General features: G+C 38.7%; 22 protein-coding genes. 2 read left to right on the top strand and 20 right to left on the bottom strand.

What is annotated here, in order from left to right:
• Positions 1-55: 55 nt before the first annotated feature.
• From flhF to OW492_RS05515, 20 genes are all read right to left on the bottom strand, one after another.
• The gene (flhF, locus tag OW492_RS05610; protein ID WP_290038955.1) at positions 56-1,507 is read right to left on the bottom strand and encodes a flagellar biosynthesis protein FlhF; all 1,452 of its coding nucleotides are present in this window, start codon (positions 1,505-1,507) and stop codon (positions 56-58) included.
• A gap of 12 nt (positions 1,508-1,519) precedes the next feature.
• Entirely contained in the window at positions 1,520-3,616 is a 2,097-nt protein-coding gene (flhA, locus tag OW492_RS05605) for a flagellar biosynthesis protein FlhA (protein ID WP_290039114.1), read from the bottom strand.
• Between the two features lie 254 nt (positions 3,617-3,870).
• Positions 3,871-5,010 (bottom strand): flagellar biosynthesis protein FlhB, encoded by a 1,140-nt coding sequence (gene flhB / locus OW492_RS05600; RefSeq protein WP_290038954.1) that lies wholly within the window; start codon positions 5,008-5,010, stop codon positions 3,871-3,873.
• A 32-nt stretch (positions 5,011-5,042) separates the two neighbouring features.
• Positions 5,043-5,834 (bottom strand): flagellar biosynthetic protein FliR, encoded by a 792-nt coding sequence (gene fliR / locus OW492_RS05595; protein WP_290038953.1) that lies wholly within the window; start codon positions 5,832-5,834, stop codon positions 5,043-5,045.
• A complete protein-coding gene (gene fliQ / locus OW492_RS05590) occupies positions 5,834-6,103 on the bottom strand; it encodes a flagellar biosynthesis protein FliQ (protein WP_290038952.1) in 270 nt (89 codons plus the stop codon). Before fliQ ends, fliR begins: the two co-directional genes overlap by 1 nt.
• Positions 6,104-6,111: 8 nt before the next feature.
• Positions 6,112-6,855: a flagellar type III secretion system pore protein FliP gene (fliP, locus tag OW492_RS05585; protein ID WP_290038951.1), complete on the bottom strand. Its 744-nt coding sequence runs from the start codon at positions 6,853-6,855 to the stop codon at positions 6,112-6,114.
• On the bottom strand, positions 6,848-7,240 hold the full coding sequence (gene fliO / locus OW492_RS05580; protein WP_290038950.1) for a flagellar biosynthetic protein FliO: 393 nt from the start codon (positions 7,238-7,240) through the stop codon (positions 6,848-6,850). The genes fliP and fliO overlap by 8 nt, the downstream gene beginning before the upstream one ends.
• A gap of 29 nt (positions 7,241-7,269) precedes the next feature.
• Positions 7,270-7,662 (bottom strand): flagellar motor switch protein FliN, encoded by a 393-nt coding sequence (gene fliN, locus OW492_RS05575; protein ID WP_290038949.1) that lies wholly within the window; start codon positions 7,660-7,662, stop codon positions 7,270-7,272.
• A gap of 36 nt (positions 7,663-7,698) precedes the next feature.
• Complete coding sequence (gene fliM, locus OW492_RS05570; RefSeq protein ID WP_290038948.1) at positions 7,699-8,715, bottom strand: flagellar motor switch protein FliM; 1,017 nt, start codon at positions 8,713-8,715, stop codon at positions 7,699-7,701.
• A gap of 16 nt (positions 8,716-8,731) precedes the next feature.
• Complete coding sequence (locus OW492_RS05565; RefSeq protein WP_290038947.1) at positions 8,732-9,235, bottom strand: flagellar basal body-associated FliL family protein; 504 nt, start codon at positions 9,233-9,235, stop codon at positions 8,732-8,734.
• 107 nt (positions 9,236-9,342) lie between these two features.
• Positions 9,343-11,208 (bottom strand): flagellar hook-length control protein FliK, encoded by a 1,866-nt coding sequence (locus OW492_RS05560; RefSeq protein WP_290038946.1) that lies wholly within the window; start codon positions 11,206-11,208, stop codon positions 9,343-9,345.
• A 72-nt stretch (positions 11,209-11,280) separates the two neighbouring features.
• Complete coding sequence (gene fliJ / locus OW492_RS05555) at positions 11,281-11,739, bottom strand: flagellar export protein FliJ (RefSeq protein ID WP_290038945.1); 459 nt, start codon at positions 11,737-11,739, stop codon at positions 11,281-11,283.
• Positions 11,740-11,750: 11 nt separating this feature from the next.
• The gene (gene fliI / locus OW492_RS05550) at positions 11,751-13,082 is read right to left on the bottom strand and encodes a flagellar protein export ATPase FliI (protein ID WP_290038944.1); all 1,332 of its coding nucleotides are present in this window, start codon (positions 13,080-13,082) and stop codon (positions 11,751-11,753) included.
• The gene (fliH, locus tag OW492_RS05545; RefSeq protein ID WP_290038943.1) at positions 13,075-14,064 is read right to left on the bottom strand and encodes a flagellar assembly protein FliH; all 990 of its coding nucleotides are present in this window, start codon (positions 14,062-14,064) and stop codon (positions 13,075-13,077) included. Before fliH ends, fliI begins: the two co-directional genes overlap by 8 nt.
• A gap of 44 nt (positions 14,065-14,108) precedes the next feature.
• On the bottom strand, positions 14,109-15,158 hold the full coding sequence (gene fliG, locus OW492_RS05540; protein WP_290038942.1) for a flagellar motor switch protein FliG: 1,050 nt from the start codon (positions 15,156-15,158) through the stop codon (positions 14,109-14,111).
• Entirely contained in the window at positions 15,151-16,860 is a 1,710-nt protein-coding gene (gene fliF / locus OW492_RS05535) for a flagellar basal-body MS-ring/collar protein FliF (protein ID WP_290038941.1), read from the bottom strand. The genes fliG and fliF overlap by 8 nt, the downstream gene beginning before the upstream one ends.
• 41 nt (positions 16,861-16,901) lie before the next feature.
• Positions 16,902-17,228 (bottom strand): flagellar hook-basal body complex protein FliE, encoded by a 327-nt coding sequence (gene fliE / locus OW492_RS05530; protein ID WP_290038940.1) that lies wholly within the window; start codon positions 17,226-17,228, stop codon positions 16,902-16,904.
• Between the two features lie 199 nt (positions 17,229-17,427).
• Positions 17,428-18,006 carry a hypothetical protein gene (locus tag OW492_RS05525; protein ID WP_290038939.1) on the bottom strand — a complete coding sequence of 193 codons (579 nt, stop codon included), beginning with the start codon at positions 18,004-18,006 and terminating at the stop codon, positions 17,428-17,430.
• A 193-nt stretch (positions 18,007-18,199) separates the two neighbouring features.
• On the bottom strand, positions 18,200-19,417 hold the full coding sequence (locus OW492_RS05520) for an ammonium transporter (RefSeq protein ID WP_290038938.1): 1,218 nt from the start codon (positions 19,415-19,417) through the stop codon (positions 18,200-18,202).
• 33 nt (positions 19,418-19,450) lie between these two features.
• A complete protein-coding gene (locus tag OW492_RS05515; RefSeq protein ID WP_290039113.1) occupies positions 19,451-19,789 on the bottom strand; it encodes a P-II family nitrogen regulator in 339 nt (112 codons plus the stop codon).
• A 437-nt stretch (positions 19,790-20,226) separates the two neighbouring features.
• Here OW492_RS05515 and OW492_RS05510 point away from each other — a divergent pair, with 437 nt between their 5' ends.
• Both OW492_RS05510 and ybeD read left to right on the top strand, forming a co-directional pair.
• Positions 20,227-21,384, top strand: coding sequence for a D-alanyl-D-alanine carboxypeptidase family protein (locus OW492_RS05510; protein ID WP_290038937.1), 1,158 nt, complete (start codon positions 20,227-20,229; stop codon positions 21,382-21,384).
• A 107-nt stretch (positions 21,385-21,491) separates the two neighbouring features.
• Positions 21,492-21,761 (top strand): DUF493 family protein YbeD, encoded by a 270-nt coding sequence (gene ybeD, locus OW492_RS05505; RefSeq protein WP_290038936.1) that lies wholly within the window; start codon positions 21,492-21,494, stop codon positions 21,759-21,761.

The raw sequence follows: 21,761 nt of genomic DNA, 5'->3' as shown, positions 1-21,761 counted from the left end.
CTTACTCATTATTTAAATTAATTAAACCAACATATTATGTACTATAACACCGAAATTAATCGTCTGTATTGCTATACCATTGATGTGACTCTTCTTGTTGCTGGTTTTCCATCATTGTTAACGTATCACTGATTAAACTTTCCACTTTTGCTATTTCAATATCTTCAGGCACTCGCTGCCCAGTTGTGATATAACTAATCGGTAAAGCATGCTTCATTGTGACACTTAATACTTCACCTAAACCTAGACTTTCATCAATTTTAGTTAAGATACATCCAGATAACGGAATGCGTTTAAAGTGCTGTAATGCTTCTTCAACTACACGACGCTGCGCAGTTGATGGAACCACTAAGTAGCTCTTAATATTCACGCCACTGCTACTCATTAACGTTTCTAGCTGTTCTGAAAGACGAACATCTCGTTGGCCCATGCCAGCAGTATCAATCAACACTAAACGCTTTTCTCTAAACTGATATAAAATTTGTGATAATTCATCGGCATCTTTGGCAACTCTGACTGCGCACCCCATGATTTTACCGTAGGTCGCTAACTGTTCATGTGCGCCAATACGATATGTGTCAGTAGTAATTAAAGCCACTTGTTCTGGCCCATATTTAATGGCAAATTGTGCAGCCAACTTGGCGATTGTCGTTGTTTTACCCACCCCAGTAGGACCTAATAGAGCAATCGCACCACCTTTTAACAGTATTTCATTTTGTCCGATAAAAATTTTATCTTGTAATAATGCCTGTATATATTGTTGCACTTCACTAGAAGAAGCATCTTCAGGTACGTAACTTGCTAAGTTATCGGCAATTTCGTCAGAAAATCCAGCACTATTTAACCATTTAATGATCATTGCTCGAACGGGCTCTTTTCGCTCCATCTCTTGCCACATTAAACCAGATACTTGATGCTCTAATAACTTACGTAATGACGCGACTTCTTCACTTATTTTTGCCATGCCTTTATTATCTTGAACGCGATTTGCAGAAGCGGTTTGTTTTACCGGTGCGTGACGCGATTCTTGACGATGCCAATTCTGCTGTTCAGCTAATGTTGGAGGTTGTGAAGGTTCAGCTTTTTTAGTTTGTTTCTCCATTTCTTCATTAAAAGAGAAACTCGGTAATTCACTACGCTTTTTAGGTGCAGGCTTTTTATTCTGCTGAGCATTGACCTTACCAAAAAACGAGTTAAGTGATTTAGCAAAATCCTCACCACTTTCTTTACGATTACTACGAATACTGTTGGGTAATTTAATTTTAGGAGCACTCTTTTCAGCTCCTTTTGAAGATAACTGCACGCTATCTTCCTTAAGCTGCGAAAAGCTATCTGTTTTTTCTGATTTTGGCTCTGCAGCCTGAGATTGGTAATCAACCGCAGCGACTATTTCAATACCACCGACTACTTTTTTATTAGACATAATCACCGCATCAGGACCTAATACTTCCTTAACTTCAACCATTGCGGTACGCATGTCTTTTGCAAAAAATCGTTTAATTTTCATTGATTACAACCATTATTGCCCAACTGAGCTAATTATTTTAATTTGCTTATCATCTGGGATTTCCTGATAAGACAATATATGTAGGCTCGGAATTGTATTTTTAACAAATCGAGCTAATGTGCCACGTAATACACCGGATGTTAATAACACCGCCGGTTGCCCTACTAATTCTTGTTGCTGAGCCACTTCGATCAACGAGTTTTGAATGCGTTCTGCTAACCCTGGCTCAATACCAGCACCATCAGCTCCACCAGCTTGTATAGACTTATGCAGTATTTGTTCCAACTCTGAAGATAGCGTAATAACAGGGATTTCCGGCTCGCTGCCAATAATTTCCTGTACTATCATGCGTTTTAATGAAATTCGACAGGCTGCTGTCAAAACTTCGGCATCTTGGCTTCTCGGTCCATAATCCACTAAAGTCTGTACGATAGAGCGAATATCTCGAATCGCTACATTTTCATTTAGTAACCCTTGTAACACTTTTACTACCGTACTTAATGACAGCACTTCAGGCACTAACCCTTCGACTAGTTTAGGATGTTTTTTAGCTAACATATCCAGTAGATTTTGCGCTTCTTCATGACCTAACAGCTGTGCAGCATGATTACTGAGTATTTGACTTAAATGTGTTGCTACTACCGTCGCAGTATCTACTACAGTATAGCCTAATGCTTGTGCTTGCTCTCTTTGTGAATCATCTATCCAAACTGCTTCTAATCCAAAGGCAGGATCTATACCGGCAATACCATCAATAGGGCCAAACACTTGCCCCGGATTAATTGCCATATCTTTATCATGGTAAATATCTGCATGTCCACAACCAACCCCCATCAAAGAAATACTGTAATGATTAGGTGATAAATCGAGGTTATCGCGAATATGCACAGGTGGAATTAAAAAGCCCATCTGTTGAGATAACTTTTTACGCACGCCTTTAATGCGATCTAATAATTGCCCGCCTTGAGATTTATCCACCAATGGGATCAAGCGATAACCAACCTCTAAACCGATCGTATCAACACTGCGTACATCATCCCAACCTAGCTCTTTGACTTCAGCAGCACCTGCATCTGCAGCGGCACCACTTTGCTGTAAAGCTAATGCAGTTTCCTGTTTGGTTTTCAAACGTTTCAATTGCCAATATGCACCACCAGCCGCCACAGCACCTAATGTTAAGAAAGCTAGGTGCGGCATACCAGGGACAACCCCCATCACTAACAGAATGCCTGCGGTGATCATTAATGCTTTGGGGTCATCAAACATTTGCCCAAGCATACGGTTGCCCATATCCGCTTCAGTATTTTCACGCGTTACTGTGATCGCAGCAGCTATCGATAACAATAAAGAAGGAATTTGTGCCACTAAACCATCACCAATGGTTAATAGTGTGTATATCTCTGCCGCCTCAGAAAGGGGCAGATCATACTGCACCATCCCAATAATAAAACCGCCAATAATATTGATAAATAAGATCATGATCCCTGCAATGGCATCACCTTTAACAAATTTACTCGCACCATCCATTGAACCGTAAAAATCTGCTTCCATGGTCACTTCTTCACGTCGTAAACGCGCTTGATCTTGATTAATCAATCCGGCATTTAGATCCGCATCAATGGCCATCTGTTTACCCGGCATCGCATCCAATGTAAATCGAGCGCTCACTTCAGAGATTCGCCCGGCCCCCTTGGTAACAACCACGAAGTTAATGATCATCAATATAATAAATACGATTAATCCTACGGCAAGGTTACCGCCAATCACCACTGAACCGAAAGCTTCAATAACGTTACCAGCAGCACTACCGCCTTCATGCCCTTCTAATAACACCACACGTGTTGAAGCAACATTTAACGCCAAACGTAATAAAGTCGCAATTAATAACACGGTCGGAAAAGCGGCAAAATCCAGAGGACGTTTAGTATAGATAGAAACTAAAAGTACAATTAACGCCAAGGCAATATTAAAGGTAAATAAGATATCTAATAGCAATACAGGCATAGGTAGAATAACCATACCTAAAATTGCAAGGACCAGAATAGGCGTGCCTAACCCACCGAAAATAATTGCTCGTTTAGACCAAAATGATGCGAAGATTGCGTTAATAGTGTCACCTAAAAATAAATATGTTAACTAATATTAAATATCTAATAGTGGCTACTCTAACCAACTAATTTAAATATTAAAAGTGGTGGATGCTTTGTATACGAGATAAGCACGATTCAAAATGAAGAAATAATGACTAAATACATGTTAATAGTGTCAAATTATCTTCTGCACCTTAGTATTAAGCAAATACAATACCAATTAATTATATAAGCGAAAAACAACTTTCAATGAATGATCGGATAGGAAAGGAACTAATTCGGATAGAGGAAATCATCCGGTACAGGAATCTCAGTTGGTAACGCTTTAGGTCGGCCAGACTTACCTTTCCTAAACTGCTCTAACTGATAGATGTAAGCTAAGATCTTAGCAATAGCGATAAATAACTCCTCAGGAACATCTTCACCAATGTCAGTCGTATGATACACCGCACGACATAATTGTGGTGACTGCATCACAGGGACTTCATGCTCTCGTCCCACTTCACGGATTTTCAAAGCCATAAAGTCAACACCTTTGGCAACCACATAAGGTGGACGATCGCCGTCTTTATCGTATTTAAGCGCTACAGAGTAATGAGTTGGATTGGTGACAATCACATCAGCATCAGGGACATCTCCCATCATAGTTCGTTGTGACATCTCATATTGTAATTGACGAATACGCTGTTTTACTTCGGGCTTCCCTTCAGAGTTACGAAACTCATCTTTGACCTCTTGCTTGGTCATCTTCAATTCATCATTGTGCTTATATATTTGGTAAGGAACATCAACTGCAACAATCACTAATAACGAAAGACACAACAATAAAAACATCCAGCTGAGCATATCCAATGCTTCAAAAGCGCTGCCCGGTAATTGGCTTATAGACAGATGTAATATGTGCTCAAAAGTGGCTGCTAAAATCGCCCAGGCAACGCACATGACCACGGTTACTTTTAAAATAGATTTAATCAGCTCAACCCAAGCTTGCATACCAAACATGCGTTTAAAACCGGCTTTAGGACTCATTCGACTAAATTTAGGCATCATTGCTTTAGTACTAAACAACATACCACCTAACAAAGAACTGCCTAGAATAGAGATAATAAATAACATCAGTAGAATAAGAAAAACTGGTATACCTAAACCACTGAAACCATCAACTAACACATGCCACATATGTTCTGGTGAATAGATATCAGCACGTTCAAAAGTGAAAGCGCGTTTCATCATGACTGACAATTCATAAGCGAGCTTATCACCAAAAACAAACATTGATAGCGCAGCAGCAATTAACACCGACGCGGTCGCTAACTCTTTAGATCGAGCAACTTGTCCCTTTTCTTTGGATTTGCGTACTTTTTCGGGCGTGGCCTGTTCGGACTTATCGGTACCGTTTTCATTTTCAGCCATGACTTAACCCCTTAATATACATAAGTAACCCGCTAAGGTTTGGCACAAGGGTTATTAAGCATTTCACACATACTCGTTACCCCTTCTGTCCATTGGTTTTGAAAATGCATTGGCACATTTAGCAGAGTTATCCATAATACAAACAGCCCAAATACCATACTAATCGAAAACCCTAAGCTAAAGATATTTAGCTGTGGTGCTGCTTTAGTCATAATACCAAAGGATAAATTAACCAATAACATCGCCACCATAGAAGCGATAGAAAAAGCCAAGGCAGCATGAAACATAGTAGAAAGCCAATCAGCTACATGATAATAATCTAATGCTAATAACCCGCTTTCAGAAACGGGTAAAGTGCTAAAACTTTTAATGATCATTTCAATCATCAAGAGATGGCCATCTACTCCCAAAAATAATAGAGTCACTAACAACACATAAAATTGCCCGACCACTGGTGAACTTTCGCCACTTAAAGGGTCGGCCATAGATGCGAACCCTAAACTGGTTTGCATCGCTATAATTTGACCTGCAATCACGAAGGTTTGCACAACAAAAACAGAAATAGTACCTATCGCAATACCGATCAGGATTTGCTGCATCACCACAATAAAACTATTAAGTGAAAACAACTCAATATCATCAGGTCCAGCAGGGATAGCAGGCAAGGCGATTAATGTAATAGTTAGCGCATAAAATAAGCGAATACGAGTAGGTAAGGTATTAGAGCCAATAGCAACCATCACCATCATCATGGCGGCAATACGACTAAATGCCCATAGGTAGCTGGCAATCAGATCTAAAATAAGATCCGCAGAGAAAACCATTAGCCAACCACTTGTGGAATCTGATCAATCATAGATACAAAGAACTCCATTAACTTACCAACCCCCCAATGTGCGCCAAATGCTAACGCTACTAAGGTCATAATAAGACGAGGTAAAAAGCTTAGTGTCTGCTCATTAATTGAAGTTGCAGCTTGAAAGATAGCGACCACTAAACCTACTATCAAGCTGGGTATGATCACCGCAGAGACTAGAATCAATACCAACCATAATGCTTGTCTAAAAATATTAACAAAAACTTCCGGTTCCATAAGTCTCCTTACAACCCGAAACTATTAGCTAAACTGCCCATGACTAAGTTCCAGCCATCTACTAATACAAACAACATTAATTTAAAGGGTAGTGAAATAATCATTGGTGATAACATCATCATCCCCATTGCCATTAAGATACTTGCTACCACTAAATCTATAATCAAAAAAGGAATAAACAACATAAAGCCTATTTGGAAAGCAGTTTTTAATTCACTAGTTACAAAAGCAGGTATCAATACTGTAATTGGCACTTCTTCAGGTGTATCTACTTGAACATCAGCAATTTCCATGAACATCTCAAGGTCTTTTAGGCGCGTTTGTGACAACATAAATTGCATCATCGGCTTTTTACCTTCTTCCAATGCTTGCACAATGGTCATTTCTTCATTGAGATAAGGTTGTAAAGCCGTTTCATTAATACGATTAAACACTGGCGCCATGATAAAGAAGGTCAAAAACAGTGCTATACCGTTAATCACCTGATTAGATGGAGAGCTTTGTAAGCCTAGAGCTTGACGCAGAATCGACATGACCACCACAATACGAGTAAAAGAGGTCATTAAAATAAGCATTGCCGGCAGGAAGCTCAATGCCGTCATAAAAGCTAAGACTTGCAGCGTAACACTGTATTCTTGATCGCCTGTAGGGCTGGTTGTCACTGTTACCGCAGATAAGGCAGTAGGATCGGCCAATACTTGAGGTACAAACATTATTAGGACAGAGGCTAATAACCAGAGTAGTTTATTCATTATTTTTCTTTCCTACTTTGGATAGTACGCTAGTAAACGCAGTTTTGAATGAAGGATTTTCAGGAATATCAATATCTTCTTCTTGAGCTGGATCTAATTGATCGAGCAAGTTAACAGAATGCTCACTGACACCTAGCAGATATTGTTTACCACGCACCTCTATTATTTGCACCCGACTTTTATTAGTCAGCGCTTGCGTGGAAATCACTTTAATTGGACTGTGCTGACCACCATGACGAATCAAGTTGCTCTTTTTCATCAAGAATGCAAATAGGAAGATACAAGCAAGCACCAAAATCAAAGAGCCCAGCATAGTACCAATCGCTAATTCTGGGCGTTTACTTGTTTCCTCTAGCGCCATTACAGGCAAACTTAATGTCGCCATTACAACACTTATAATCCATGTGAGCGGCTTCATTTTAGTTTTTTAATACGTTCGGTTTGGCTAATCACATCGGTTAAACGAATACCAAATTTATCATTAACAACCACCACTTCACCATGGGCGATCAAGGTACCATTAACTAATACATCTAGTGGTTCACCCGCAATACGCTCCAGCTCTACAACTGAACCTTGATTAAGCTGTAACAGATTACGGATATTAATTTTACTGCGCCCTACTTCCATGGAAATAGTTACAGGAATATCGAGAATACTGTCTAAACGTTCCAACTCATCATCACTCATTGGCTTTTTAGTATCTTTGAGCTCATCTAAATCAATGCTTTTTGCTTCGGAACCAGCATTTTCTGACTCTTCTAATGCTGCTGCCCAATCATCAGCCATATCTTGTTCTGTACTCATTATTTGCTTCCTATTATTGCATCTACAATGGTCTTGCTATTTTTCTCTTAAATCTTCTAACTGAATTTGTGTTTTTTGCACTTCAGGACGATTAATTTTTTCGGTGACTTTTAAAGCATAATTGTCATTGGCTTTCCCCAAAGTTGCACGGAAACTAGGTAGACCTTCTACTGATACTAACAAACTTTCAGGAAGATCAATGGGAATAATGTCACCGCTTTTTAAATGCATTATCTCTCGCAAGGATAGCTCTTTTTCCACAACACATGCATCAACCCCCACTTCCACATCCATAATTTCATCTTCAAGTGCTTGAGACCAACGTTGATCGGTATCCTCTTTATCACTTTGAACACCTGCATCCAATAATTCACGAATTGGTTCGAGCATCGAATAAGGCATAGCGATATGGAAATCACCACCACCACCGTCTAGCTCAATATGGAAGGAATTAACTACAATCACTTCCGTTGGACTGACAATATTAGCCATCGCAGGATTCACTTCAGAATCAAGGTATTCAAACTCTGCATCCATCACTGGAGCCCAAGCATTATGGTAATCTTCAAATACTATTTTTAATAGCATTTGAATGATACGACGCTCAGTAGGAGTAAACTCCCTACCTTCAATTTTGGCGTGATAACGACCATCTCCACCAAAAAAATTTTCCACTAGAATGAAAACTAAGCGAGCTTCCATAGTTATCAAACCAGTTCCTTTCAACGGACGAAAACGCACCATATTCAGGCTAGTAGGGACAAATAGGGTGTGAACATACTCACCAAATTTAAGCATTTGCACGCCATTGATAGACACTTCAGCGGTATGACGTAACATATTAAATAAACTGATACGTAAATGACGGGCAAATCGTTCGTTAACCAACTCCAAGGTTGGCATACGCCCACGTACAATCCTATCTTGTGATGAAAAGTCAAAATGGGCATGGGTATCACCCGAGTCCATTTCTCCATTATCACCACTTTCCTCATCGACATCATCAACACCATGCAATAGCGCGTCGATTTCATCTTGGGATAATAAATCCATGCTTAACCCTTATCTATTACTGTAAAACAAAACCGGTAAATAATACCGTATGGATTAACGCACGTTGCTCAACCAAATTAGTCGCTTTATTAAGCTCTTCAAGCGCGGTCATTCGTAACTCATTCTTCCCTTGAGGACTACGTAATTGTTCTACGGAAGCTTCTCCAAATACAGTCACCAACGTACTCTCTAATAAAGGAATATGTTTACGTACTAATACAGTATCAGCTTTGTTATCAACAATTAACTGTACTTTAATTTGTGCCGTTCTATTTCGATTCCCTTCAGTGACATTAAATACAAGGGGTCTGGGCATCGGCACATAATTAGCTTCTAGTTTTTGTACCTCTTCCATTGCAGCATCTTTTACTACCTCTTCACTTTCTGGCTCGCTACTAAAGAACAGAAAAAAAACAGCTGCACCAGCAATGATTAACACTAATACCGCTGCTGCGATGATAATAATTAATTTCTTTTTGCCAGCAGGTGCTTCACCTGACGCTTCATTTTCTTCAGCCATTTATACTCTCCTTAAAATAACCAGTGTTTATAGCGTCTTAATCTAGGGGAATAATACACTGATTTTAATTGTCATTTCGCCGTTAATCCAAGATGTTTAAAAAATTATTATGCATAATAATCAATTCCTTGATCATTAGAAGCAATTTTTGAAGGCATCCAAATGGCAGTACTATTATCTTCAACTAAATCTGCATCATTAGCACCACGACTATTCATAGCCTGCATCGATTGATGCTGTCCAGACTGTTGTTGCTGTTGAGATTGCTGTTCAACATTAGCATCACTTAATTGAATTCCTTGTTGTGCTAATTGCTCTCTTAAGCGTGGCATATTTTGCTCAATAATATCTTTACTTAAACCGGCCTGGGTTTGAATATTTAATTGAACTTGATCCTGCTGAACCTGCACCTTAATAAACATAGACCCTAACTCCGCAGGATCTAATCGAATTTGCACTTCTTGCTTGCCTTCGGATAACATCATCATCACGCGTTCCCCCATCAAGTGGGCGGCCTGTTTAGATTGAATATCTAAAGGTTCTTGCAGTAAATTATTAGTGGCTTGCATATGTTGATTCATTGACACAAGTTTATCTGACTGAATGATACTAGTTTGAATAGGTTTAGCGCCATTAACATCAACCATAGTTTGTGCAGCCGCTTGCCCTTCCACTTTTAATGTAGTCGAGATACTAGCTGGATTGTCTAATTGTCCATCCTCTTCTGTTACAAGCTCTGGTAACGCGATTTGTGGCTCGTCTTTAGCAAGAGATAATATTTTATTGTTTAATGTTGATAAACCTTCTTGGCCATCACTCTCTACCCCAATTTTTTGCTCTTGTAATAGAGTATGCTGGGAAGCTTGAAGGTTAGCTTTTTTACTTAATACGTTTATTTGATCGATACTATCAAGACTGTTTTCATTGCTATTATTAACATTAGTATTCATTTGCTGTGCATCTCGAATACTAGATAGTAGTTGCGCCTGCTGAGACTGTGTCGCTTGTCCATTATCAGTTACTAATGTTGTATTTGCATCTTCAACTGAATCATCACTGATACTCGATCTTTCGATGGTTGCTTGACCATTCAAATTATCAAATCTAACAGTGGCTTTATTATCTATATCTAAACTTTCAACATCACCTTCCTGCAATATACTTTGTTGGGTAACCACATTATCAAAAGTGAAAGTCTCATTCTTATCTATACCTAAGCTTTCGCTATCACCTTCCTGCGATGCACTTTGTTGAGTAACCACATTATCAAAGGTGAAAGTCTCACTCTTGTCCATATCTAAGCTTTCGCTATCTCTTTCCTGCGATGCACTTTGTTGAGTAACTACATTATCAAATGTAAAAGTTCCCCCTTGTTCTAAAGCAGCTTCTTTATCGTCACTTTCATCGGTATCATTGGTTTTTTGAAGGTCTTTTGAATTTAATTGACTACTCGTTAATAAATCACTGTTTACTGTTGAAGGTTTCATTGCCGTTTGCTCAGCAGTTACCCCACCTATGCTTTTTTCTGGGAGTTTTTCATCAGAAGCTTTATTAGTAGATTGGAGAGTATTTTTGTCTGCTAGCTCATCCTGTTCAATAACATCTGAGCTAAGTAGCGTTTGAACAGGACTATCCGTAGAGACAGCTACATCATTATCTTGGCCGGTCACTTGCGTTGATGAGACTGATAAAAACTCAGTATCCTGAACATTGAGCTCACTTTCATCACTCTGACTCTCAATAGTTTGTCGTTCAGTGGCGTTAACCATTTTCTTAGCGTCAGCTAAAGCCGCTGTTACTGTAGGTGCTTTATTTTCTTCAATCTTATCATTTAATAATTGAGAAAATCCCTGTTGCTTTTGCGCAGGCTCACTCCGCTCTTCAGATAAAATGGATTTACCTAAGATTTCATTCTCTTTATGTGCTTTTAAATCACTAGTTGTAGTACTAGCAAACATTAAAGGCTGCACCATAAAAAACTCTCTCTATATTAAAACGGTTTCTACTGTTAAGTAGTTCGCTATAATCACTATTCTAGCTAATGATTAGTTATATTCTTGTTGTGATTGTTTATTTCTAAAAAACTGAAAAGTGGCAAATTCGTCTAATAACTGTTGCTCTTTTTTATCTTCTAACTTCGTCTTTTCAAGCGCCTTTTTCTCTAACAATAACCCCATCGCTTTATGTGCTATTTGACTATCGGTCCATTTCCGCTTTGCTTCACGTACCGCATATTCAAACTTAACCAGAGAAGATTGTTGATTACTTAAACCTTGGTCTATTTGAACAATGAATTGCTGGTATTTACCCAAAGTAGAAATCGTCAACCCCTGAGATCCCTTCTCACTTAACTGAGCAATATATTGACGACGATATTGATGCAGGTTTTGCAACTGATTACGTTGCTCAAAGAGATCGTTTTTAGCCTGTTGATAAACTTTTAACGCTTGATCAACTTGCTTCTCTCTTTGCTCATATACAAGCTGTAATGCATTCACGGCCATGATGTAATCCTTTAGCTATTCACAAACTCCTGCGTTAAAACGGCAAGTTGTGTCAAACAATCGTTGTAACTGATACTGTCTTTCATACCTTGTTGCAAGAAATGATCCAATCTAGGCTTAATTAAAATTGCTTTATCAATACGTGGGTCACTGCCACGGGAATAAGCCCCTATAGTGATCAGCTCTTTGTTCTCTTCATAAAGTGCATATGCTTGTTTTAGTACTCGCGCGAGGGTTTGATGTTCATCAGAAGTGACCATCGGCATCACTCGACTAATTGATTTAGCCACATCAATGGCAGGAAAATGACCAGCGTCAGCTAGGTTTCTAGATAATACGATATGCCCATCTAAAATGGCGCGAGACGCATCAGCAATTGGGTCTTGTAGATCATCACCCTCAGTTAATACGGTGAAAAAGGCACTAATTGATCCTTGATTGTCATTACCATTACCAGCTCGCTCAACTAATGCAGGTAGCTTGGCAAAAACAGAAGGTGGATAACCTTTAGTGGCAGGAGGTTCACCAATAGCTAATGCAATCTCACGTTGTGCTTGTGCAAAACGTGTTAAAGAATCCATTAGTAATAATACATTCAAGCCTTGATCACGAAAGTATTCGGCAATAGTTAATGCCGTTTCACAGCCTTTTAGACGCATTAAAGGTGATGCATCAGCAGGAGCGGCAATAACCACCGCCCTAGATCGACCTTCTTCGCCTAATATTTCTTCAATAAACTCTTTAACTTCACGACCACGTTCACCAATCAAGCCAACGACCACCACATCAGCATTTGTGCCACGAGTCATCATGCCTAATAACACACTTTTACCAACGCCAGAGCCTGCAAACAAGCCCATTCGTTGACCTTGGCCAACGGTTAATAAAGCATTAATCGCTTTAATACCTGTATCTAATGGCGACTTAATCGCTTTGCGGGAAAGAGGATTGATGCGTGTATTTTGGTAACCACTCATGCTATTGGTTTTAACGTCGCCCTTTCCATCAATCGGATTGCCCATACCATCAAGTACTCGGCCAAGCAGTTCCATACCAACCGGAATACCCACCTCTTTTGTTTGAGGGATCACTTTTGCTCCAGGTAACACTCCTGTTAACCTTTCACTTGGCATCAAAAATAAGCGATCACTGGAAAAACCAACCACTTCTGCATCAATATAACCATCATTGGTTTCAACTTTACACATACTACCAACGGCAGCGCTGCACCCCACGGCTTCTAAAGTTAATCCAACGACCCTTACTAATTTACCTGCAACTACGGGGTGAGTAATAGACTCGCCCACTTGGTACTGGTTAAGACGCTGCGCTAGACTATTCATTATCTTCAGTTGCCGTTTTATTATTTTTTTGCGGCTCTTCAATAAGGTTTTCAGCAACGTCTTCTATCGACGGCTCTACATTGTCTATATGTGCTTCGTTTTCTTCCTCTTCGGCTTCAGCAGCTTTATTTAGCATATCTTCAGTTTGCATTTCATAATCTACAGGCTGTTCATTACTCAAGTCACCATCATTACTTACTTCTGGCGTATTCTGATAATTTTCTTTTAAAAAATGTTTTAAGACTTGGGTAATACGTGTTGAAAAAGCGTAATCAATACTCGATGTTTGAGTTTGAATTTGGCAGTCTCCACGCAATAATGTTGGTTCAGATCTAAGATCCCAGCCACGCTTTTCACATTCTTTTTCAGAAAATGCGTCTTGTACAAAAACTAAGTCTTCGGGATTTAAACTGATAATAATATGTTGTTCATTGACAGGAAGCGCTTCAATACCTTGCTTCAACGCTTGTAACACAACTTGAGGATTCACCGTCACTTCACAACGCACCATTTGCTCTGCAAGGTTTGTTGCTAATGTGATTAGTTGGAATTCAACATGCTCATCTAACTTTTCCAATGGCCTATGTAGACGTGAAACTAATTGTTGCCAATGTAAAGTTTGTACATCTACTTTGACTTGCCCTTCTGTAAGACCTTCTTGTAATCCTTGTGCAAGCCCTTCTTTATGACCTTCGCCTAAGCCTTGCAATTTACCTTCTTCCAAACCTTTGTTATAACCCGCTTCCTTTCCCTCATTAAAACCATCTTCGTAAGCGGATGCTCGAATTGCTTCAATATCTTCTAGGGTTAATGGTTTGGGGCCTTCTTCTTTCGTTTCACTCTCTTCAACAGGCGTATCTTGATACCAGCTTGCAGGACGACCAAATAGATCGGTATCATTTTCACCAAGTGAAATATCCTCTTCGAAGTCAGGGATTGCCCATTTTTCGAATGCATTATCATTATCGTTATTAGAAGTCATCCATTTACCTTTTTAACCGACGAGTGCGAGTTACTATTTTATGATTATAAGAACTCATCTCCACCGCCGCCGCCTAGCATTAATTCACCTGCATCTGATAATCGACGAGCAATATTAAGGATCTCTTTTTGCGCAGCTTCAACTTCGCTGATCCTAATCGGGCCCATCGCTTCGATATCATCAGCAAGCATTTCAGCAGCACGTTTTGACATATTAGCCAGCACTTTATTCTTAAGCAATTCATCAGCACCTTTCAAGGCTAATTGTAATTGCTCTGGTGGCACTTCACGTAATAGCGTTTGAATACCACGGTCATCAACATCGATAAGGTTATCAAATACAAACATAAGATCTTGAATTTGTTGACTCATATCTTCATCAGACTCACGTAAAGAATCCATTAATGGACCTTCGATAGCCGTATCTAAGTAGTTCATAATGTTCGCGGCTGCTTTAGCACCACCCATTTTCGCAGCTTGTGCACCAGCTTGACCAGCAAACTGTTTTTCCATGATCTCGTTCAATTCTTGCAATGCTGCTGGTTGAACTTCTTCTAAATCTGCAATACGCATCATTAAGTCGAGACGTACCTTTTCCGGGAATTGCGTTAAGATTTCAGCTGATTGTTCAGGATCCAAATATGATAAAACAATGGTTTGAATCTGAGGATGCTCATTTTGAATAATACTTGCAACCTGACGTGCATCCATCCATTTCAGAGAGTCTAGACCTTTAGATCCACTGCCTAAAATAATTTGATCCACTAAATTTCCAGCCTTGTCTTCCCCCAACGCTTCGATTAAAGATGAACGAACAAAGTTTTCACTGTCTAAGCCGATGTTACTGTATTTTTGAATATCTTCGATGAATGCACGATGCACGCTACTCACTTTCGCCTGAGAAGAATCTTCTAATGCAGCCATCTTCATACCTAGTTTTTGTACTTGTTTTGGCTCTAAGTTTCTGAATATTTGTGCCGCATCAGCAGGTGTTAAACTCAACATTAATAATGCTGATTTTTCTACACCGCTTAACTGAGTAACATCATAAGTAGCGACTTTAGTTGATTCTTTGTTGTTTTCATTCTCACTCATCTTGTATTAACCACTCTTTAATTACTTGTGCCGATAAACCAGGCTCGTTGGCCACTAAAGATCTTACTGCTGTTAACAGATCTTCATCCTTATGTAGGTCAGGTAATTTAAACTGACCATTGCTCATCCCAAATTCAAGACTCTCATTATCATCATCTGATAACATTTGTAGATTATCATTCTCTACAGAGCCAATTGCTCCGCCTAACTCGTATTCTTCAGCACTTTCAAGTGACTCTGGGTATAATAGTTTTTTCATGATTGGACGAACAATTAATAACAAAGTCAAAATAATGACAAATAAGCTTCCACCAAATCTTACGTAACCTTGAAAGCTTTCCGTTTCCCATAGTGCTTTTTCTGGCTCCACTGGTAATTCAGGACGATTAAAACTCACTGATGCCAGCGCCAAAATGTCGCCACGCGCTACGTTGATCCCTAAGCCACCTAATAATAGTTGCTTGATATTTTCTACTTCTGCCGCACTTCGTGGTGTATAAACGACTTCACCAGCTTCATTAGTTGACTTGATATAATCTAATGCTACTGAAACCGCTAGTCTGTCTACCTTACCCACTTTATGTTTAGTATGCGTAATGGTGGTATCAACTTCATAGTTTCGTGTCGATTCGGTCCGAGACGCACCATTATTTTCTGCTTTTGCATTTTCTGCAGCTTCTTCTAACTCTTCAGGAATTGCACCATTGGCAGGAGGTTGATTAGACAACGCCCCAGGGACAGAGCCAATGACCGCACCTAACGATGATTTATCTTCAATCAACATTTCACTGCGAATCGCTTGATTAGAAGGGTTAAACGTTTTTTTAGTTTCCTCTACGACGGTGAAGTCCATCACCAAATCAACTTCAGAAGTATAATTTGCAATACCTAATACAGGTATAAGAATAGCATCAATTTTTGACTTATATTCGTCTTCTCTTTCGCGTTGCATTGCAAATTCTTTGCTAGTTTGAGCAGAACTGCCTGTACTGCTACCTGAATGCAATAAACGGCCTCTTTGATCTGTCACTGTAACGTTGTTTGGTGAAAGTCCTTGTACCGCTGATGCAACGAGATCAACAATTGAGTCCACTTCCTGTGCTGATAACGCATAAGAACGTGCACTAGTTACAACAACCGTAGCACTTGCTTGTCTTTCTTTACGAGCAAACACACTTTCTTTAGGAATTGCTAATAAGACCTGTGCATTAGTAATGTTTTTCATTTCTTTAATCGCGAGTGCTAATTGACGCTCACGACTTAGCTTTAACCTTTCTTTTTCAACACGTTGACTTACACCGAAGCCCATATCTTGTAATAAAATATCATCGCCGTTGTCTGCATCGTCATTTGCTAAACCTGCACGTGTCATCAGCAGTTTAACTTTTTGATATTGATCGGACATAACAGAGACGTTATTACCTTCAAGTTTATAAGGAATTTTTTGTTGATCTAAAAAATCCAATGTAGAGATCAACTCATCTGTTTGATAGGTACCTAATGGGCGATATTCAGCTTCCTTGCCCCACGACCAAATGATTACAACAATCGCTAACACAATTAATAAACCAATAATCATGCTAATTTGTCGTAATACATCTACATTAGAGAAGAATGATGAAACCGCGCTTTTTTGCGGGGTTACCACTTCACTATCACTCCCTTCTAGCAATAAATTTGCGTTGCTTGCTGAATCAGACACAGGACTTCCTTTTTAACGAATTGACTTTAAACAAAAGCTGATTAAACAGGCATGCTCATAACTTCTTTATAAGCTTCAACCATTTTATTGCGCACCTGTACGGTTGCATCAAAGGCTAAACTTGATTTGTTTGCTGCAATCATCACATCAGATAAACTGACATTTTCATCACCCATTTCGAAACCATTGCGTAATTCAGTGGTGTTTTGCTGTAAACCATTCACATTATCAATAGCTTGTTTCAGCATGGCAGAGAAGTCAGCAGGAGCAGGGTTAACTGAAGAGGTGTTTAATTCACGACTCAAACCTTTTGCTTCGACACTTTGTGTTTGTAACTCTTTAAACATTGATGCTGCATTAATATTCATATTGATTAGCCTATTTTTGACACTGATACTTGTAAAAAGCAATTACTATGCCATTAACTAAAAATAGGTATTAATTTATATTAAGGGTGAGGTGAAGATAACCTCTAATGTAGGAAAATAGTAAAAAATGCAGAGAGAGGGTAATGGATAGTGAACAATGGCATTAAGTTAAATTAATGCCATGAGTTCATTAAGTTAATTATTGAGCGTTTAGTTTTTCAATCTCTTTATCTAAAGCAAGATCTGCACGCTCTGCTTTAAACTCTTGGTACAAAATATCTTTTTGTTGTGCATTAACAGTTCGCTCAGATGCGCTGATCAATTGTTCGAAAATAGCTTGCGTTGATTGTTGACCAATACCGACTAATACACATAAATTAGTTTTATCAGCAATATTCACAATATCCGTTTGAATTGGATTAGTACCCACTAAGGTTTGCTGAGTCACTTGTTTAGAAACACTTGAGAAAGTTGTACCAGATTCAACACCGGAAGATGCCTCAATTTTATCACGGTATGTTTTATCCATTGCACTAACACGCGTTTCAATTCGTTGTGCTAAAGAAGTACGCGCATTTGCAACAGCTTGCTGCTTATCGATTGACATATTGCCAGACCACAAAACACATTCAGAAACAGCAATCCCATCGTCAATCTGTGGGTTTAAAATCCATCCAGGAATATCGCCTACAGCAGTTTCTTGTACAGGTTCACTTGAAGAGCAGGCAGTCAATAACACTATGGTAGATAGGCTTAACAGAGACTTTATTTTCAACATTATCATTCCTTAATTAACATAATAATACCAACCACTGCTTAATGTCATTGGTATAACAATCATCCCCTCATAACAGTCTAAGTTATTTATAAATTATTTACATAAAAAAATCCCCATTTTAATCATTAAAATGGGGATTTAAATTATTTTAATAGTTAACTTGCACCATCAATGATGCGTAACTTATTAATTATTAGTTTTTAAATTCAGGGTAAGCTTCAACACCACAATCGTGCATATCCATACCTGCATCTTCTTGCTCAGCAGTAACACGAATACCCATAGTTACTTTGATGATAGACCAAACTACCCATGATGCGATGAATACAAATCCGAAGATAACTGCTGCGCCGTAAAGCTGAGTCATTACTGATGCACCGTCGTTAGACATTGGTACAATTAATAAACCAAATAGACCACACACACCGTGTACAGAGATAGCACCTACTGGATCATCAATTTTCAATTTATCTAGACCTACAATGCTGTAAACAACAATTACACCAGCAACTAGACCGATAAATGCAGAGGCTAATGGTGATGGAGATAGTGGATCAGCAGTGATTGCAACTAAACCAGCTAATGCGCCGTTTAGAATCATAGTTAAATCTGCTTTACCCCATTTAAATTTACTTACTAATAGTGCTGCAATAGCACCAGTTGCTGCTGCGGCATTAGTATTTAGGAAGATTTGACCCACTGCTGTTGCGTTTTCTGCATCAGAAAGAAGTAATTGAGAACCACCGTTAAAGCCGAACCAACCCATCCATAAGATAAATGTACCTAATGTAGCAAGTGGCATGTTTGAACCTGGAATTGGGTGAACACTTCCATCTTTACCGTATTTACCACGACGAGCACCTAGCAAAATTACCGCTGCTAACGCTGCTGCAGCACCAGCCATGTGAACGATACCTGAACCAGCGAAATCACTGAAACCAGCTTCACTTAGGAAACCGCCGCCCCATGTCCAGTAACCTTCCATTGGGTAGATAAAACCAGTTAGGAATACTGAGAAGATTAAGAATGCCCATAGCTTCATACGTTCAGCTACTGCACCCGATACGATAGACATTGCTGTTGCAACAAATACCACTTGGAAGAAGAAATCAGACTCTAAAGAATGATCTGCACCTTCAGAAGGTGAACCAATAAGAGAGCCAAAAGAAGGTAACCAACCACCAGCGCTGTTATCAACATACATAATGTTGTAACCAACTAATAAGAACATAGTACATGCGATTGCATATAACACGATATTTTTAGTTAAAATTTCAGTTGTATTTTTAGAGCGAACTAAACCTGCTTCTAACATGGCAAAACCTGCTGCCATCCACATAACTAGCACACCTGATATTAAAAAATAAAAGGTATCCAACGCAAATCTTAGTTCTGTAACTGTTGTTTCCATAATAGTAATCCTTAACTTATATAAACTTGTGGTTTAAAGTGCTTCTTCGTCGAATTCGCCAGTACGAATACGAACAACTTGCTCTAATGGCTGAATGAAAATCTTACCATCACCCACTTTCCCTGTATTAGCTGCGCTAATAATAGCTTCAACTAAACGTTCAATATCTTCGTCTTTAACCGCAATTTCTAATTTCACTTTAGGTAAGAAATCAACTTGGTATTCAGCACCACGATATAATTCTGTGTGGCCTTTTTGACGACCGAAACCTTTAACTTCAGAAACAGTGACACCAGCGATACCAATACCCATTACAGCTTCGCGTACTTCATCTAATTTAAATGGCTTAATAATTGCGGTTAACATTTTCATCATATATTCCTTTAAGGTGTATTAAACGTTTTGTTCATAGTCATCTATTAACAACTAACGTGCCAGAAAAAAATAAACCAACAATAACAATAACTTAACAAATAACCACCACTAATTACTTATTTGTTCTGCACCATAACAGTGCAACAATAAACCAGCTAACGCACCGATATGTATCAGATGAAATATTTGTCACAAAAATAATTAATGAACTTTGTAAATGATTGATTGTCATGATCCTTTATGTTGATAAAAGCTAACTTTCGAGCATCAAAAAAGTGACTTTTATGAGCATTTAATCCTTTATCTCTCCGGTATAAATGACCATGAAATAAAAATTAATTAACCAACTAACCTGCTTAGCCCTTAGCAAATAAAGCTTCATCTGCTATAGTGCGTAACAATTTTTCGACTTAACAACCTTGAAGGTATGTAACATGAAAAAAATAAGCCTACTGCTTATCACTTTCTTACTTAGTATTAACGCGCTAGCCGCTCCAATGATTGTTCCTAAAGCTCCATCAATAGCAGCCAAAGGCTACCTATTAATAGACTTTGATTCTGGGAAAGTCCTTTCTGAAAATAATAGTGAAGAAACATTAGAGCCAGCTTCTTTAACTAAGATGATGACCAGCTATATCATCGGACAAGAGTTAAAATCTGGTAACCTAAAGTTGACTGATAAAGTAACTATCTCGAACAACGCTTGGTCTAAAAACTTCCCTGATTCTTCAAAGATGTTTATCGAAGTCGGTAAAGAAGTAACAGTTGAAGACTTAAACAGAGGTATCATCATTCAATCTGGAAATGATGCTTGTGTAGCAATGGCAGAACATATTGCAGGTAGTGAATCAGCTTTTGCAGATTTAATGAACTCATGGGCTGCGCAATTAGGTATGAATGATACACATTTTGTAAACAGTCATGGTTTACATGCAGATGGACATCATACAACGGCTAAAGATATGGCGATATTAGCTAAAGCTATCATCACTGACGTACCTAATGAATACAAAATCTATAGCGAAAAATCATTCAAATACAATGGTATCGTACAATATAATCGTAACGGTTTATTATGGGATAAAAGCTTAAATGTAGATGGTATGAAAACCGGTCATACTAGCGCTGCGGGTTATAGCTTAGTATCTTCTGCAACAAAAGATGGCATGCGTTTAATCAGTGTTGTAATGGGAACTCGCTCAGATGAAGCACGTAAAGTTGAAAGCAAAAAGTTATTAAACTGGGGCTTCCGTTTCTTTGAAACCATCACTCCTTATAAAGCTAATGACCAATTAGCTAATGAACGTATTTGGATGGGTACACAAGCAAACATTCGTTTAGGTGTTCCAGTTGATACACCATTAACGCTACCACGTAACCAATCTCAAAACTTAAAAGCGGATTTCGTTATCGATAACGAGCTACGTGCACCAATTCAAAAAGGTGACAAAGTAGGTCAAGTTAACTACACATTAGCTGATGAAGCGGTAGCAAGTTACGACTTGATTGCCTTAGAAACCGTTGAAGAAGGTGGTATTTTCAGCCGTATCATCGATTACATTAAATTATTATTTATTGGTTGGTTTGGTTAAAATAGTCCCCATATATACCGTTCACATTTAGGTATAACAATTACCCAAATAATTAAAAGTGAGGCAAGTCCTCACTTTCCAATATCTAACTTGCTCAGGAACCAATCATGGCATTGAATACTAAATTTGATGAATTACTCGACTTTCCATGTAACTTCTCATTCAAAGTAATGGGCCTTGCTGACCCAAAACTTATCCCAGATGTGTTATCTGTTATTCAAAAAATCGCACCTGGTGATTACGCACCGACAGTCAAACCCAGCTCTAAAGGTACTTATCATTCATTAGCTATTCCTGTTATTGTGAATAGTAAAGAGCAAATTGAAGATATTTATACTGCTTTGAATAAACTCGATCTTGTACGTTACATTTTATAA

It is taken from the genome of Psychromonas sp. 14N.309.X.WAT.B.A12, assembly GCF_030397575.1.
Classification (GTDB): Bacteria; Pseudomonadota; Gammaproteobacteria; order Enterobacterales; family Psychromonadaceae; genus Psychromonas.
Note: the sequence above shows the minus strand (reverse complement) of the source record. Positions and strands in the feature narration are given on the sequence as shown.

Excerpts from the sequence above, each read along its gene's own strand:
- fliH (WP_290038943.1), bottom strand. The coding sequence starts at position 14,064 with ATGACTTCTAATAACGATAATGATAATGCATTCGAAAAATGGGCAATC.
- OW492_RS05515 (WP_290039113.1), bottom strand. The coding sequence starts at position 19,789 with ATGAAAATGTTAACCGCAATTATTAAGCCATTTAAATTAGATGAAGTA.
- fliR (WP_290038953.1), bottom strand. The coding sequence starts at position 5,834 with ATGGTTTTCTCTGCGGATCTTATTTTAGATCTGATTGCCAGCTACCTA.
- fliQ (WP_290038952.1), bottom strand. The coding sequence starts at position 6,103 with ATGGAACCGGAAGTTTTTGTTAATATTTTTAGACAAGCATTATGGTTG.
- ybeD (WP_290038936.1), top strand. The coding sequence starts at position 21,492 with ATGGCATTGAATACTAAATTTGATGAATTACTCGACTTTCCATGTAAC.
- fliP (WP_290038951.1), bottom strand. The coding sequence starts at position 6,855 with ATGAATAAACTACTCTGGTTATTAGCCTCTGTCCTAATAATGTTTGTA.
- fliM (WP_290038948.1), bottom strand. The coding sequence starts at position 8,715 with ATGGATTTATTATCCCAAGATGAAATCGACGCGCTATTGCATGGTGTT.
- flhB (WP_290038954.1), bottom strand. The coding sequence starts at position 5,010 with ATGGCTGAAAATGAAAACGGTACCGATAAGTCCGAACAGGCCACGCCC.
- flhF (WP_290038955.1), bottom strand. The coding sequence starts at position 1,507 with ATGAAAATTAAACGATTTTTTGCAAAAGACATGCGTACCGCAATGGTT.
- fliI (WP_290038944.1), bottom strand. The coding sequence starts at position 13,082 with ATGAATAGTCTAGCGCAGCGTCTTAACCAGTACCAAGTGGGCGAGTCT.
- OW492_RS05520 (WP_290038938.1), bottom strand. The coding sequence starts at position 19,417 with ATGGAAACAACAGTTACAGAACTAAGATTTGCGTTGGATACCTTTTAT.
- fliE (WP_290038940.1), bottom strand. The coding sequence starts at position 17,228 with ATGAATATTAATGCAGCATCAATGTTTAAAGAGTTACAAACACAAAGT.
- fliN (WP_290038949.1), bottom strand. The coding sequence starts at position 7,662 with ATGAGTACAGAACAAGATATGGCTGATGATTGGGCAGCAGCATTAGAA.
- fliG (WP_290038942.1), bottom strand. The coding sequence starts at position 15,158 with ATGAGTGAGAATGAAAACAACAAAGAATCAACTAAAGTCGCTACTTAT.
- OW492_RS05525 (WP_290038939.1), bottom strand. The coding sequence starts at position 18,006 with ATGTTGAAAATAAAGTCTCTGTTAAGCCTATCTACCATAGTGTTATTG.
- OW492_RS05560 (WP_290038946.1), bottom strand. The coding sequence starts at position 11,208 with ATGGTGCAGCCTTTAATGTTTGCTAGTACTACAACTAGTGATTTAAAA.
- OW492_RS05565 (WP_290038947.1), bottom strand. The coding sequence starts at position 9,235 with ATGGCTGAAGAAAATGAAGCGTCAGGTGAAGCACCTGCTGGCAAAAAG.
- fliJ (WP_290038945.1), bottom strand. The coding sequence starts at position 11,739 with ATGGCCGTGAATGCATTACAGCTTGTATATGAGCAAAGAGAGAAGCAA.
- fliO (WP_290038950.1), bottom strand. The coding sequence starts at position 7,240 with ATGGCGACATTAAGTTTGCCTGTAATGGCGCTAGAGGAAACAAGTAAA.
- OW492_RS05510 (WP_290038937.1), top strand. The coding sequence starts at position 20,227 with ATGAAAAAAATAAGCCTACTGCTTATCACTTTCTTACTTAGTATTAAC.